13 protein-coding genes and 1 pseudogene are annotated in these 13,334 nt (G+C 70.9%); 9 read left to right on the top strand and 5 right to left on the bottom strand.

All coding sequences use genetic code 11. The features are described from left to right. Positions 1-36: 36 nt before the first annotated feature. Positions 37-546, bottom strand: coding sequence for a VOC family protein (locus tag LW587_RS04815; protein WP_332839820.1), 510 nt, complete (start codon positions 544-546; stop codon positions 37-39). Positions 547-749: 203 nt separating this feature from the next. On the opposite strand from LW587_RS04815, the gene LW587_RS04810 reads away from it, so the two are divergent. The 5 genes from LW587_RS04810 to LW587_RS04790 all read left to right on the top strand — a co-directional run bounded on the left by LW587_RS04810 (position 750) and on the right by LW587_RS04790 (position 6,065). Beyond that, complete coding sequence (locus LW587_RS04810) at positions 750-1,382, top strand: L,D-transpeptidase (protein WP_232628461.1); 633 nt, start codon at positions 750-752, stop codon at positions 1,380-1,382. A 180-nt stretch (positions 1,383-1,562) separates the two neighbouring features. Then, on the top strand, positions 1,563-1,715 hold the full coding sequence (locus LW587_RS04805; protein ID WP_232628460.1) for a DUF3096 domain-containing protein: 153 nt from the start codon (positions 1,563-1,565) through the stop codon (positions 1,713-1,715). Between the two features lie 228 nt (positions 1,716-1,943). Further along, positions 1,944-4,610 carry a pyruvate, phosphate dikinase gene (gene ppdK, locus LW587_RS04800; RefSeq protein ID WP_232628459.1) on the top strand — a complete coding sequence of 889 codons (2,667 nt, stop codon included), beginning with the start codon at positions 1,944-1,946 and terminating at the stop codon, positions 4,608-4,610. 169 nt (positions 4,611-4,779) lie between these two features. Then, complete coding sequence (locus LW587_RS04795; RefSeq protein WP_232628458.1) at positions 4,780-5,037, top strand: hypothetical protein; 258 nt, start codon at positions 4,780-4,782, stop codon at positions 5,035-5,037. Between the two features lie 122 nt (positions 5,038-5,159). After that, a complete protein-coding gene (locus LW587_RS04790; protein WP_232628457.1) occupies positions 5,160-6,065 on the top strand; it encodes a cell wall hydrolase in 906 nt (301 codons plus the stop codon). 64 nt (positions 6,066-6,129) lie between these two features. On the opposite strand, the gene LW587_RS04785 is transcribed toward LW587_RS04790, so the two are convergent. The 4 genes from LW587_RS04785 to LW587_RS04770 form a co-directional block, all read right to left on the bottom strand. Further along, the gene (locus LW587_RS04785) at positions 6,130-6,513 is read right to left on the bottom strand and encodes a hypothetical protein (protein ID WP_232628456.1); all 384 of its coding nucleotides are present in this window, start codon (positions 6,511-6,513) and stop codon (positions 6,130-6,132) included. A 3-nt stretch (positions 6,514-6,516) separates the two neighbouring features. After that, positions 6,517-6,927, bottom strand: a complete 411-nt coding sequence (locus LW587_RS04780; protein ID WP_232628455.1) for a hypothetical protein — start codon at positions 6,925-6,927, stop codon at positions 6,517-6,519. 419 nt (positions 6,928-7,346) lie between these two features. After that, positions 7,347-8,978, bottom strand: coding sequence for an alpha-D-glucose phosphate-specific phosphoglucomutase (locus tag LW587_RS04775; RefSeq protein WP_232628454.1), 1,632 nt, complete (start codon positions 8,976-8,978; stop codon positions 7,347-7,349). A 207-nt stretch (positions 8,979-9,185) separates the two neighbouring features. Further along, positions 9,186-9,866: an MgtC/SapB family protein gene (locus tag LW587_RS04770; protein WP_232628453.1), complete on the bottom strand. Its 681-nt coding sequence runs from the start codon at positions 9,864-9,866 to the stop codon at positions 9,186-9,188. Positions 9,867-10,003: 137 nt separating this feature from the next. Here LW587_RS04770 and lgt point away from each other — a divergent pair, with 137 nt between their 5' ends. The 4 genes and pseudogenes from lgt to LW587_RS04750 all read left to right on the top strand — a co-directional run. After that, positions 10,004-10,894 (top strand): prolipoprotein diacylglyceryl transferase, encoded by an 891-nt coding sequence (gene lgt / locus LW587_RS04765; RefSeq protein WP_232628452.1) that lies wholly within the window; start codon positions 10,004-10,006, stop codon positions 10,892-10,894. Positions 10,895-10,896: 2 nt separating this feature from the next. Beyond that, the gene (locus LW587_RS04760) at positions 10,897-12,000 is read left to right on the top strand and encodes a class I SAM-dependent methyltransferase (RefSeq protein WP_232628451.1); all 1,104 of its coding nucleotides are present in this window, start codon (positions 10,897-10,899) and stop codon (positions 11,998-12,000) included. A gap of 13 nt (positions 12,001-12,013) precedes the next feature. Continuing rightward, positions 12,014-12,775, top strand: coding sequence for a peptidoglycan editing factor PgeF (pgeF, locus tag LW587_RS04755; protein WP_232628450.1), 762 nt, complete (start codon positions 12,014-12,016; stop codon positions 12,773-12,775). A 368-nt stretch (positions 12,776-13,143) separates the two neighbouring features. Next, positions 13,144-13,334, top strand: a pseudogene (locus tag LW587_RS04750) (porin family protein); the annotation flags it as partial.

The following is a 13,334-nucleotide window of genomic DNA, read 5'->3' as shown; positions in this document are numbered from 1 at the left end:
GGCGCCACGGCGGGGAAGCCCGCAGGCCTGCCGCCGTCAGCGCGGCGGATAGGTGATGAACTCCATCAGCGAGCCGTCGGGATCGCGGAAATAGACGCTCATCCCCGGGCCGGCCGCCCCGTTGCGCGCGATGGGGCCCTGTTCGACATCGACGCCATGCCGGGCGAGATGCGCCATCGCCGCCTCGATCGGGCCGGACCAGCGGAAGCAGAGATCGCTGCCGCCCGGCATCACCGGGATCCGGGCGCGCGGGTCGCCGACCTGCCCGGGACCGTGCACGTTGAGCTGGACCCCGCCGAAGCGGAACGCCACGCCGCGGCCGACCGCGATCACCTCCGCTCCCAGCACATCCCGGTAAAAGGCGGTGGCCCGCTCCCAGTCCGAGACGTGGATGACGCAGTGGTCGAGATGGATCGCCGGAGCGAGGGCGGCCGGATCGAGGGTGTCGGCGTCGATGGTGAGGGTGTCGGTCTCGGGCTTGGTCTTGATCTCGGGCTCGATCTTGGTCTCGGAGTTGGACTCAATCTTGGGCTCGGTCTCGGGCATCGCGGCTCGCTCCTCGGCACAGGCCGGGTTCAGATATGGCGGGGCCCGGGGACGGGCGAGCCGGCCCCCCGGGAACGATCCTCGCCCGCTGCGGCCTCCGGGTCACACCCGAATGGCCCCGCTGCGGGTACTCATGGGGCATGACGCACCTTCAACGCTCGATTTCCGGAGCCGCCAGGGGCGCCCGCCTGTTCGCAGGCCGGATGCTGTTCGCCGCGCTCTGCCTCGCGCCGCTGGCCGCCTGCCAATCCTCCGGCCCGGCCAGCCGATTGGCCGCCAACGACGACGAGGCGGCCTGGTATGTCGGCGCGATGCCCGACAAGCCCTACGACGTGCCGCTGGTCGATACCGGGCGGCTCGATCCGAAATACCGCCGCCAGCAGGTGGCCTATGCCGGGCCCGAGGCGCCGGGCACCATCGTGGTCGACATCGACAAGCGCCAGCTCGCCCTGGTGCAGGCGGGCGGCACGGCGATCCAGTACGGCGTCGGCGTCGGCAAGGCCGGCTTCTCCTGGAAGGGCGATGCCCGCATCGCCCGCAAGGGCGTGTGGCCCGACTGGACGCCGACGACCACCATGGTCTCGCTCAATCCCGACATCGACCGCTCTCGCAAGGGCGGCCTCGACAACCCGCTCGGAGCCCGGGCCCTCTACCTCTACCAGGGCAACCGCGACACGCTGTTCCGCATCCACGGCACCAACGAGCCCTGGAGCATCGGCGAGCAGATGTCCTCCGGCTGCGTGCGGATGCTCAACGAGGACATCGTCGACCTGTTCGAGCGGGTTCCGGTCGGCACGCGGGTGGTGGTGAAGCGCGGGGGCCGCTATCGGGTCTGATCCGGGCTCCGCTTGATCCAAGCGGAGCCCGGATCAGGCAAGCCCGCGCGGCGTTTGAGCGAAGCCCAAATCCGCCATCCCGAAGGGATCAACCGGATTTGGTATGAGGCGTCGCGGAACCGTTCGCGCGCGGAAACTTAACGTGCCGACGCGGCCGAGCGCGGCCGTGGGAGGCCACCGATGACCATCACGATCTCGCATCTTCAGCCGATCATCGCGATCGCCGCCGGCATCCTGATCCTGATCGCGCCGCGGCTTCTGAACTACATCGTCGCGATCTACCTGATCGTGTTCGGGCTGATCGGCCTCGGCGTGTTCCGCCAGCTGACCTGAGCCGACGCCCGCTCCGCCCCGAGGCAGGCGGGCCGGCGGTGCCTCCCGTGAGGTCCCGGCGCCCCGGCGCGCGGCGACGGTGAGGTTGCCGCCCAGCGGTCTGACAGACCACCTCCATCGTCACGTCCCCGTGTGGGCGGTGCGAAGCTTCTTCTTGCGCCGCGTGAGGAGATGGGCCACGCCCGCGGGATTCGAGACGAGTACGCCATCCGTCGAGCGGAGAGCCTGATGACTAAGTGGGTCTATTCCTTCGGTGACGGCCGGGCCGAGGGCGAGGCGTCGATGCGCAACCTCCTCGGCGGCAAGGGCGCGAACCTTGCCGAGATGTCGAATCTCGGCCTGCCGGTCCCGCCTGGCTTCACGATCACCACCGAAGTCTGCACCTACTACTACCAGAACGGCGAGACCTATCCCGGCGAGCTCACCGACGAGGTGAAGGCCGCCCTGGAGCAGGTCGGCGCGCTGACCGGACGCCGCTTCGGCGATGCCGAGAAGCCCCTGCTCGTCTCGGTCCGCTCCGGCGCCCGCGCCTCCATGCCGGGCATGATGGACACGGTGCTCAACCTCGGCCTCAACGACGAGACCGTCGAGGCGCTGGCCAAGGACGCCGACGACGAGCGCTTCGCCTACGATTCCTACCGCCGCTTCATCACGATGTACTCGAACGTCGTGCTCGGCGTGGAGCATCACGCCTTCGAGGAGGCTCTGGAGCATTACAAGGACGAGAAGGGGCTGAGCCTCGACACCGACCTGAAGGCCGAGGATTGGCGGCACCTGATCGGCGTCTACAAGGGCATCGTGCGCAAGGAGCACGGCTCGGACTTCCCGCAGAAGCCCGAGGACCAGCTCTGGGGCGCCATCGGCGCCGTGTTCGATTCCTGGATGATCCCGCGGGCCAAGAAGTACCGCGAGCTGAACCAGATCCCCGAGAGCTGGGGCACGGCGGTGAACGTCCAGGCCATGGTGTTCGGCAACATGGGCGACACCTCGGCCACCGGCGTCGCCTTCACCCGCAACCCCTCCACCGGCGAGAGCGCGCTCTACGGCGAGTTCCTCGTCAACGCCCAGGGCGAGGACGTGGTGGCGGGCATCCGCACGCCGCAGGACATCACCGAGAAGGCCCGCATCGAGGCCAAGTCCGACAAGCCGTCGATGGAAAAGGTGATGCCCGAGAGCTTCGCCGAGCTGACGCGGATCTACGGGGTCCTCGAGAAGCACTATCGCGACATGCAGGACATGGAGTTCACCATCGAGCGGGGTAAGCTCTGGATGCTCCAGACCCGCAACGGCAAGCGCACCGCCAAGGCGGCCCTGCGCATCGCCGTCGAGCTCGCGGGCGAGGGCCTCATCACGAAGGACGAGGCGATCAAGCGGATCGAGCCCGGCGCGCTCGACCAGCTCCTGCACCCGACCATCGATCCCCATGCCGAGCGCAAGGTCATCGCCACCGGCCTGCCCGCCTCGCCGGGCGCGGCGGTTGGCGAGATCGTGTTCAACTCGGAGGCCGCGGAGGCCGCCCGCAAGGCCGAGCGCAAGTGCATCCTCGTGCGCATCGAGACCTCGCCGGAGGACATCCACGGCATGCACGCCGCCGAGGGCATCCTCACGACCCGCGGCGGCATGACCAGCCACGCGGCGGTGGTGGCCCGCGGCATGGGCAAGCCCTGCGTCTCCGGGGTCGGCTCGATCCGCATCGACTACAAGGCGCAGACCATGACGGTCGGCGGCGTCACCCTGAAGGCGGGCGAGGTCATCACCGTCGATGGCTCGACCGGCCAGGTGATCCAGGGCGAGGTCAAGATGCTCCAGCCGGAGCTGTCGGGCGACTTCGCCGCCCTGATGGAATGGGCCGACGCGGTTCGCACCATGAAGGTGCGCACCAACGCCGACACGCCCGCCGACGCCCGCGCCGCCCGCACCTTCGGCGCGGAGGGGATCGGCCTGTGCCGCACCGAGCACATGTTCTTCGAGGGCGACCGCATCGTTGCGGTGCGGGAGATGATCCTGGCCGACGACGCCGAAGGGCGCCGCGCGGCGCTCGCCAAGCTCCTGCCCTACCAGCGCCAGGACTTCGTCGAGCTGTTCACGATCATGTCGGGCCTGCCCGTCACGATCCGCCTGCTCGACCCGCCGCTGCACGAGTTCCTGCCCCACACCGACGAGGAGGTGCAGGAGGTTGTGGCCGCGACCGGCGTCAGCGAGGACAAGATCCGGCACCGCACCCGCGAACTCTCCGAGCACAACCCGATGCTCGGCTTCCGCGGCTGCCGTCTCGCCATCGCCTTCCCGGAGATCGCCGAGATGCAGGCCCGCGCGATCTTCGAGGCCGCGGTGCAGGCCGCCAAGGACACCGGCGCCCCGGTGACGCCCGAGGTGATGGTACCGCTCGTCTTCACCCGGATGGAGTTCGACATCGTCAAGGCCCGCATCGACGCGATGGCCAAGGCCGTCACCGAGGAGACCGGCGCGCAGTTCGAGTATCAGGTCGGCACGATGATCGAGTTGCCGCGCGCCGCGCTCATGGCCGGCCAGATCGCGGAGACGGCGGAGTTCTTCTCCTTCGGCACCAACGACCTGACGCAGACGGCGCTCGGCATCTCGCGGGACGACGCGGCGACCTTCCTCGGACCCTATACCCAGAAGGGCATCCTCGCTGTCGATCCGTTCGTGTCCATCGACCGAGAGGGCGTGGGCGAACTCGTCAAGATCGCGACCGAGCGCGGCCGGGCGCAGCGGCCCGACATCAAGCTCGGCATCTGCGGCGAGCATGGCGGCGACCCGGCCTCGATCGGCTTCTGCCAGGAGGTCGGGCTCGACTACGTGTCGTGCTCGCCCTTCCGCGTGCCGATCGCCCGCCTCGCCGCCGCGCAGGCCGCCCTCGACACCCCCGCGTGACAAATCCCGCGTCCCGGGGGGCCGCTCCCCCCGGGACGCGCAAGCTGTGCAATAAATTTGCGGAAGACGGGATGAACCCGTGTTGTGCGGGCGCGTTAGGTGCTAGCGGAAGGCCGCGCGCGGAAGCGCCGGCCGATTGACCGGTTCGGGTCTTCGCGGGACTTGCCAGATGCCCAATCCCGACTCCACCTCCGCCTTCCTCGACGGACGCTCTGTTGCCCCTACACAGCGGGCGATGCAGTACGCGTATCTCTGGGTGCTTGCGAGCCTCGTGACCGCCTTGGGCCTGCTCGCCCTCGGCTACGCGGTCTCGGCGCGCAGCGACCATGAGGCGGGCCGCATGATCATCGCCGCGCAGAACGGGACGGGCTACGGCGCGATCCTGGTCAGCGGCCTCGCCGCGCGCCACGGCCATCCGGGCCGCTGACGCCCCGGCCTTAACCGTCCGGCAACCACGTTCACGACTAAACTCGCGCCCATCAGGCTCGATCGTCCCGGCATTCGCTACGCTGAGGGCGTGCGGCCGGTCGTGAGCGTAGGATGTCGGCGTTGCGTGCGAGTCGCGTTCGAGGCCTGGATCTCGGTCCCCGCTGGATCGTTTCGGCCGTCGTGCCCTGGATGCTGGCCTCGGGCCTGCTCCTGTCCTTCACCGCATCCGCCGGCACCGATGCGACGGTTCCGCCGGAGGTCCTGATCGGGCGGGACGTGTCGATTACCGGCGCGATCGGTGCCACCGCCTGGAATCCCGACGTGATCGAGGCCGGCTACGTCGCCGGCCCGGGCATCGCCCGCGCGATCGAGACGGATGAGGACGGGTTTCCCCTGCTCGCCGATTCGGACGGCGCGACGCCGGCCACGCCCCGGGCCGTCGCCCTGTCCTCGGTCACGCCCGCCCCCGCCGATGCCACCCCGATCGAGGTCGCTGCCGCGAATCTCGTCCTGCCGGGATTCTCCCCCCGCCTCGACCACGCGCCCTCGCCGAGCGAGCCGGACACGGCCTCGCCCGAAGCCCGCCATCGCTACGCCGACCTCATCGAACCGGAGGCGATGGACAAGGAGCAGCGTTGCCTCGCCGAGGCCGTCTATTTCGAGGCGCGCAGCGAGCCCGAGGAGGGTCAGGCCGCCGTCGCCCAGGTGGTGCTGAACCGCGCCAAGAGCGGGCTCTACCCCTCGACGGTCTGCGGCGTGGTCTACCAGAACCGCCACCGCTTCATGGGCTGCCAGTTCTCCTTCGCCTGCGAGGGCAAGTCGCTGCGCATCACCGACGCCGCCTCGTGGAGCACCGCCACCCGCGTCGCCAGCGCCGTCATCGAGGGCAAGACCTATCTCAGCGAGGTCGGCGGCGCGACGCACTACCATGCCGACTACGTGAAGCCCGGCTGGTCCCGCCGCCTCAAGCGCAAGGACATGATCGGCCGGCACATCTTCTACCAGCTCAAGCCGAACCAGACCTGAGCTCCCGCCGTGTCACGGACCGGCCTCGTCGGCGGCGGAGCGCTCGTGCCGCGGATCGGCCCGCTCATTGGCCCTGCTTGAGATAGTTCGCCCCGCCGATCACCAGAAGCCTCTCCGAGTCGCGGTCCGGCGCGAACAGGCTGAGTGATTCCGTACCGCCCGCCTCGCCGGTGAGCGTGATCCGGGTGCCCGACACCGCGCAGCGCCCGCTCTGCACCGGCCGGCGGCTTTGGCCCGCGACCGCGGTGCCGCCATCGACCGCACCGCCGGTCGCGGAGAAGCCCGTGCTGCCCGCGCGGGTGAAGCGGCCGCCCGCGGTCAGGCCCAGGGTCCGCGCGCCGCCGAGCGCGCTGCTCGGACCGCTCGATGCGAAGCGGTGGCTCCATGTACCGGAGAAGCGGTGCCCCATGGCAAAGGGCGGGATCCGGGCATCGGTCTTGTCGCCCAAGGGTCACGCCGCCCTTGGTGCGGGCGAAGGCGGGGCTGGAGCGACTTGCGAGACCGAAGCGACCCGGTTGGCCGAGAGCCAGCCGCCCCGCAGCGCGTAGGTGCCGCAGGTCTCGACCGCGACGCGGCAATGGTCGGCGATGGCGCCGTCGCGGGGCAACGCGGTGGTGAACAGCCCGGCCTTGTCGAACAGGAGGGTGTCTTGCTGGGCGGTGGAGTCCATTCCGCCGAAAGCGTTCGGCCTCAGCCGCGTCTCGGTGCGTGCATAGAGCCCCTCCAGGCCGCCATCGCCGGAGGTCGGCGCCAGAACGAGACCGCGATCGGCCTGGCTCGGGCGGCAGGTGCGCATCAGCGCCTCGACGGCCTCGCGCAGGGGCGTCTCGCTCTCGCGCTCGAGCGGCAGGGTGAGGAGCATGAGGTAATGCTTGCTCGCCCCGCGGCGATTCCGACATGCCACGCGTTCATGCGCCGGCCGTCGGCGGCGCGGCAGCAGCGCCCATCGACGCGGATGCGATGGCCGTCGAGGGTCCCGCCGGCCCGCACGATGAAGGGTTTCCGGTCGGGGGGAACCTGCTTGGGGCTTCGGACGAAGGCGTCGAACCCGTCCTCGAAGCGGGGCGAGGCCGGCTTCGGCCGGGCGACGAACAGGATCGCGGCACCCTTTCGTCCCCGAGGCATCGTCGGCTCGAAGACGCGCGCGAACACGAGGCCTTCGGTCACCGCCTTTGCGGGTCCAGCCCTCGAACAGGCCGGGCCGTTGGCGATCTCGGCGGCCGGCGCGGGTCGCGGCGAGCAGGAGGACGAGGCCAAGACCCGTCCTGCCCGCACGACGCATCACGTCACCACGCTCGGCTCCGCCCGACCGGTGAGCGCCTCGATCTCGGCGAGGTCGCGGGCGAGCGCGACGATCGGTGCCAACACCTCCGCGACCGGCTGCTCCAGCCGGGCGGGATCGCTCTCGTAGCGCTCGAGATAGACCCGCAGCGTCGCCCCGGCAGTGCCGGTGCCGGACAGGCGGTAGACGATGCGGGCATCCTCCGCGAAGGTGATCCGCACGCCCTGCGCCTCCGTCACCGAGCCGTCGACGGGATCGACGTAGCGGAAGTCGTCCGCCGCCGCGACGGTGAGGCCCCCCAATGTCGTGCCCGGCAGGGACGGGACCTTGGCCCGCAAGCGCTCCATCAGTTGCTTGGCGGCGCCCGCATCGATCTCCTCGTAATCGTGGCGGGTGTAGTAATCGCGCCCGAAATCGGCCCAGTGCGCCCGCACGAGATCCTGCGCCGGCTGGCCGGTCACCGCCAGGATGTTGAGCCAGAGCAACACCGCCCAGAGCCCGTCCTTCTCGCGGACATGGTTCGAGCCGGTGCCGGCGCTCTCCTCGCCGCAGAGGGTGATGCGGCCGGCATCCAGCAGGTTGCCGAAGAACTTCCAGCCGGTCGGCGTCTCGAAGGCCTCGATCCCGAGCTTGGCCGCAACCCGATCGGCGGCCCGGCTCGTCGGCATCGAGCGGGCGACGCCTGCGAGGCCGCCCGCGTAGCCGGGCGCCCGGTGGGCGTGGGCGGCGAGGATGGCGAGGCTGTCGCTCGGCGTGACGAACAGGCCCGGGGCCACGATCATGTTGCGGTCGCCGTCACCGTCCGAGGCGGCGCCGAAATCCGGCGCGTCGGGCGCGTGCATCAGGTCGAACAGCGCGTGGGCGTGCACCGGATTCGGATCGGGATGATGCCCGCCGAAATCGGGCTTGGGCTCGCCGTTGACCACGGTGCCGGGCGCCGCGCCGAGCGTGTCCTCCAGGATCGCCTTCGCGTAGGGGCCGGTGACCGCCGAGAGCGCGTCGAAGCGCATGCGGAAGCCCGCGGCGAACATCCGCTGCAGGGCCTCGAAGTCGAAGAGCGAGCGCATCAGCTCCGCATAGTCGGCGACCGAGTCGATCACCTCGACGCTCATGCCGTCGACCTCGGTGGTCCCGGTGGTGCCGAGGTCGATGTCGGGGGCGTCGGCGATGCGGTACTCGGCGATCGCGGTGGTGCGCGCGAAAATCGCGTCGGTGACGCTCTCGGGGGCCGGCCCGCCATTGGCGCCGTTGAACTTGATGCCGAAATCCCCCTCGGGCCCGCCGGGATTGTGGCTCGCCGAGAGCACGATGCCGCCGAGGGCCCCATGCTTGCGGATCACGCAGGAGGCGGCCGGCGTCGAGAGGAGGCCGTCGCGCCCCACCAGCACCCGGCCGATGCCGTTCGCCGCCGCCATCTTGATGGCGATCTGGGCCACCTCACGGTTGAAGAAGCGCCCGTCCCCGCCGATCACCAGGGTCCCGCCCTCGCGCTCGGGGATACTGTCGAGAATCGCCTGGACGAAGTTCTCGACGTAGTTCGGCTGCCGGAACACCGGCACCTTCTTGCGCAGGCCCGAGGTACCGGGCTTCTGGTCGGGATAGGGGCTGGTGGTGATCCGCTTCGACGCCATGCTTCCCTCGACCTTGCCTGTGATGCGGATGTCCTAGAGCGCCGGCCGACGGAGTGGCAACCGGCGCGTGACAGGAATGGGCGTGGGAACAAAAGTCTAGGGACCTCCGCGCCGAAACGCCGTCTGGTCCCGTTGGACTTCGGCACCGTTCGCGCCGCCGGGGCTTCGGCAGCGCAGGCGTCCGGTACGCCCCGCATTCCGGTTGGCTCAGGCGTCGGGGCGGGAGCGGACCTGGACCACCGCGGGATCGCGCCCGAGGCGCTCGCCGATCGCCGCGACGCGCGCCTTCGGCAGGCGCACGAAGGAGAGCGTGACCTCTTCCAGTCCGGCCTCGGCCCCCGGCCGCACGACGAAGCGCCGGACCCGCCCGGCCTCCGGGCCGACGATCTCGCTCAATCCGTCGATCGAGAGGCGTCCGGCCTTGACCGTGAGCTCGAGTTCGCAGGCCGGCATCCGGTCATGCCACTTCTCCTCCAGGGGCTTCACGCCCACGAGGATGCCGACGACGAGCCCGGTCGCGGCCAGAGCCGGCACGTAGAGCCCGCCGCCGATCGCGAGCCCGATCGCCGCCACCGCCCATAGGCTCGCGGCGGTGGTCAGCCCCTTCACGACCTCCCCCCGCAGCAGGATGGTGCCCGCGCCGAGGAAACCGATGCCGGAGACGACCTGGGCAGCGACGCGCGACGGGTCGAGCGTCACGTTCTTCTGTCCGAGCGCGTCGGAGAAGCCGAAGGCCGAGACGAGCATGAGCAGGCAGGCCCCGACACAAACCAGCATGTGGGTGCGCAGGCCCGCCGCCCAGAGCAGCCGCTCCCGCTCGAAGCCGATGACGCTTCCCATCACGCCCGCCAGCACCAGCCGCGTGACCATTTCCGCGTTACCCAGCATCGCCCCTGCCCCCGCATGCGTCCCTGCGGATGCTCGCCCGGCCCGCTGCCGCACGCAACCGCGCCGCCTTGACGCTCCGGGGCGCGCGGGTCCAACTGCGGCGCGACGTCCGAACGAACGACGCCCAAGGGCCGCCGATGCCGCCGCTCCTCGCCCTGCCCTTCCCGGCCATCGATCCGGTCGCGGTCTCGCTCGGACCGATCGAGATCAAGTGGTACGCCCTCTCCTATATCGCCGGGCTCGTCGGGGGCTGGTTCTACGCGCGCCGCCTCGTGGCGGCGAAGGCCCTGTGGGGCGCGGTGAAGCGCCCGACGCTCGCCGACATCGACGACCTCATCGTCTGGGTGGCGCTCGGCGTCGTGCTCGGCGGGCGCATCGGCTACGTGCTGTTCTACAACCTGCCGCTCTACCTCGATCAGCCGATGGAGATCCTGGCGATCCGCAACGGCGGCATGTCGTTCCATGGCGGCTTCCTCGGCGCGGTCCTGGCCCTCTTGGTCTTCGCCCGGGCGCGGGGGCTCAACGGCCTCGCCCTGCTCGATATCGCGGCGGTGGTGGTGCCGATCGGCCTGTTCTTCGGGCGCATCGCCAATTTCGTGAACGGGGAGCTGTGGGGCCGGCCGGCGCCGGACTTCCCCTACGCCGTGGTCTTCCCCACTGGAGGCGACGTGCCCCGCTACCCGAGCCAGCTGTTCGAGGCGGCGACCGAAGGCTTGGTGCTGTTCGTCGTGATGGCCTTCGCGGTGCGCCGTTTCGGCTTCCGCCGGCCCGGGCTGCTGGGGGGCATCTTCGTCCTCGGCTACGCCATCGCCCGAACCTTCTGCGAGTTCTTCCGAGAGCCGGACCGGCAGCTCGGCTTCCTGTTCGGGCAGGAGGTCGGGGCGCTCGGCGGCGGCATCACCATGGGCATGCTGCTCTGCCTGCCGATGGCGATCGCCGGCCTCGGGGCCATCGTGCTCGCCGCCCGCGGGGTCACCCGGCCCCGGCGCGAGGGCCCCGAGATCCAGGCCGAGGCCGGGCAGATCTGACGGTGGCCCCGCCCGCCGACCCGACGCCGCTCTTCGCGGTCCTGGCCCGGGCGATCCGCGCCGACGGGCCGATCGGACTCGACCGCTACATGGCGCTCTGCCTCGGCCATCCGGCCCACGGCTATTATGCGACCCGCGATCCGTTCGGCGCGCGGGGGGATTTCGTCACCGCCCCCGAGATCAGCCAGATGTTCGGCGAGCTGATCGGCGCCTGGGCGGCGGCGGTGCTTGCCGCGATGCCGGCAACCCCGCGCCCCTGCCTCGTGGAGCTGGGTCCGGGCCGGGGCACGCTGCTCGCCGACGCGCTGCGCGCCCTGACGGCGGCCGGCGCCGCGTTCGACCTCCACCTCGTGGAGACGAGCCCGGTGCTGCGGGCGCTGCAGGCGCAACGTCTCGCCGCGGCCGCGCCGGTCTTCCATGACGGTCTCGACACCCTGCCCGAGGCGCCCCTCCTCGTGATTGCCAACGAGTTCTTCGACGCCCTGCCCGCCCGGCAATTCGTGCGCATGGGGCGCGGCTGGTGCGAGCGCCGGGTCGGATTGAGCGAGGATGGCGCGGCGCTCGCCTTCGGCCTCGACCCGGAACCGGATCCACGCATCGACGCGGAAGCCCCGGCGGGTGCTGTGCTGACCCTACCGACCGCGGCGCTCGCCGTGATGCGCGACCTCGGCCGCCGCCTCGTCCGCTCCGGCGGGGCCCTGCTCGCCATCGATTACGGGCATGACCGACCGGGCTTCGGCGACACGTTCCAGGCGCTCGCCCGGCACGGGAGCGTCGATCCCCTCGCCCGGCCCGGCGAGGCGGACCTCACCGTCCACGTCGATTTCCCGGCGCTTGCCCGCGCGGCGACCTCCGAGGGCGCGGCCCTGCACGGCCCCGTGACCCAGCGCGACTTCCTGCAGGCGCTGGGACTCGGCCCCCGCGCCGAGCGGCTGAAGGCCCGGGCCACCACGGCGCAGGCGCAGGCGATCGACGCGGCCGTCGCCCGGCTGACCGACCCGGACCCGCGCGGCATGGGCGCTCTGTTCAAGGTGCTCGGCGCGAGCCATCCCGCCCTCGACGCCCTGCCCGGCCTCCCCGCCGCGCCGCGCCCCTTCCGGCCCTAAACCGCGAGATCCGATGCTGATCGAAGCCCCCGAACTTGGCGCCCTCCCGGGCCTGCGGCACGCCTTCTTCACCCGCGAGGGCGGCGTCTCGGACGGACTCTACGCCTCCCTCAATGGCGGGCTCGGCTCGCAGGATGAGCCCGGCCGCGTCGCCGAGAACCGGGCCCGGATGAGTGCGCGGCTCGGCGTCCCGGCGGAGGCGCTGGTGAGCCTCTACCAAGTGCATTCGGCGGACGTGGTCACGGTGGAGGCGCCCTTCGCCGAGCGCCCGAAGGCGGACGCGATGGTGACGCGGGTGCCCGGTCTGGCGCTGGGCATCGCCACGGCCGATTGCGGGCCGATCCTGTTCGCCGATCCCGAGAACCGGGTCATCGGGGCGGCCCATGCCGGCTGGAAGGGGGCGCTCGGCGGCGTCGTGGAGGCGACGGTCGCGGCCATGGAAGGCCTCGGCGCCACCCGCGCCGGCATCGTCGCGGTGCTCGGACCCACGATCGGGCAGGCCTCCTACGAGGTCGGCGACGAATTCGTGGCACGGTTCCGGGCTGCGGTTCCCGGGGCGGAGCGGTTCTTCGCCGAGGGGCGAGCCGGGCACGCGCAGTTCGACCTGCCGGCCTTCATCCTGTCCCGCCTCTCCGAAGCGGGCGTCGGACGGGCCACGTCACTCGGCCTGTGCACCTACGCCGACCCCGAGCGCTTCTACAGCTTCCGCCGCACCACCCATCGCGGCGAGCCCGATTACGGCCGCCTGATCTCGGCCCTTGCGCTGATGCCGTAAGGCCACACCCGGCCCGGCGCTCGGCCCTGTCCCGCGCTGCGGCCGAGCTTTTGTGCGCTGCCGCACGCGCCTGCCGGCCGTCCCTGTCGTATGCCGATCCCGTCACGGAGCGCCGCAACCCCCGGGCTGCGACAATCTGTCAACGAAACCCGCCGAAAAAAGCTTGGCCGGGCGTGAACCTTGGCCATTCGGCGGCGTTTTCAAATCGAACTGACGGAACCAAACGACCACCGCCACAAAGGGGCCGCTTTCGAGACGGTCGGCGTGGTCGAACCGCAACAGCATCTTGAGGGATGCTGGAATAGATACGGGGCACCGCGCCGCGACGCTCTTCCGGGAGCCCGGCGCAGTCAAAAAGGACCAGGATAATGCAAGCTATTCTTCGGGCCGGTACGGCTCTCGCCGGAATTCTCGTCGCCGGTTCGGCTCTCGCCGCCGACCTTCCGCGCCGCGCCGCCCCGCCGCCGGTCTTCACGCCGGTTCCCGTCTTCACCTGGACCGGCTTCTACGCCGGTTTCAACGCCGGCTACGGCTTCGGCGCCAACGACAGCAACCGCGC

Origin of the sequence: Methylobacterium sp. Leaf118 (genome assembly GCF_920984675.1) — a bacterium.
In the GTDB taxonomy this organism is placed as follows: Bacteria; Pseudomonadota; Alphaproteobacteria; order Rhizobiales; family Beijerinckiaceae; genus Methylobacterium.
This window is presented reverse-complemented; position numbering and strand designations above follow the sequence as displayed.

Bases quoted from the DNA above. Each gene is read 5' to 3' on its own strand.
- LW587_RS04815 (WP_332839820.1), bottom strand. From the start codon at position 546: ATGCCCGAGACCGAGCCCAAGATTGAGTCCAACTCCGAGACCAAGATC.
- LW587_RS04810 (WP_232628461.1), top strand. From the start codon at position 750: ATGCTGTTCGCCGCGCTCTGCCTCGCGCCGCTGGCCGCCTGCCAATCC.
- LW587_RS04805 (WP_232628460.1), top strand. From the start codon at position 1,563: ATGACCATCACGATCTCGCATCTTCAGCCGATCATCGCGATCGCCGCC.
- ppdK (WP_232628459.1), top strand. From the start codon at position 1,944: ATGACTAAGTGGGTCTATTCCTTCGGTGACGGCCGGGCCGAGGGCGAG.
- LW587_RS04795 (WP_232628458.1), top strand. From the start codon at position 4,780: ATGCCCAATCCCGACTCCACCTCCGCCTTCCTCGACGGACGCTCTGTT.
- LW587_RS04780 (WP_232628455.1), bottom strand. From the start codon at position 6,927: ATGCTCCTCACCCTGCCGCTCGAGCGCGAGAGCGAGACGCCCCTGCGC.
- LW587_RS04775 (WP_232628454.1), bottom strand. From the start codon at position 8,978: ATGGCGTCGAAGCGGATCACCACCAGCCCCTATCCCGACCAGAAGCCC.
- LW587_RS04770 (WP_232628453.1), bottom strand. From the start codon at position 9,866: ATGCTGGGTAACGCGGAAATGGTCACGCGGCTGGTGCTGGCGGGCGTG.
- lgt (WP_232628452.1), top strand. From the start codon at position 10,004: ATGCCGCCGCTCCTCGCCCTGCCCTTCCCGGCCATCGATCCGGTCGCG.
- pgeF (WP_232628450.1), top strand. From the start codon at position 12,014: ATGCTGATCGAAGCCCCCGAACTTGGCGCCCTCCCGGGCCTGCGGCAC.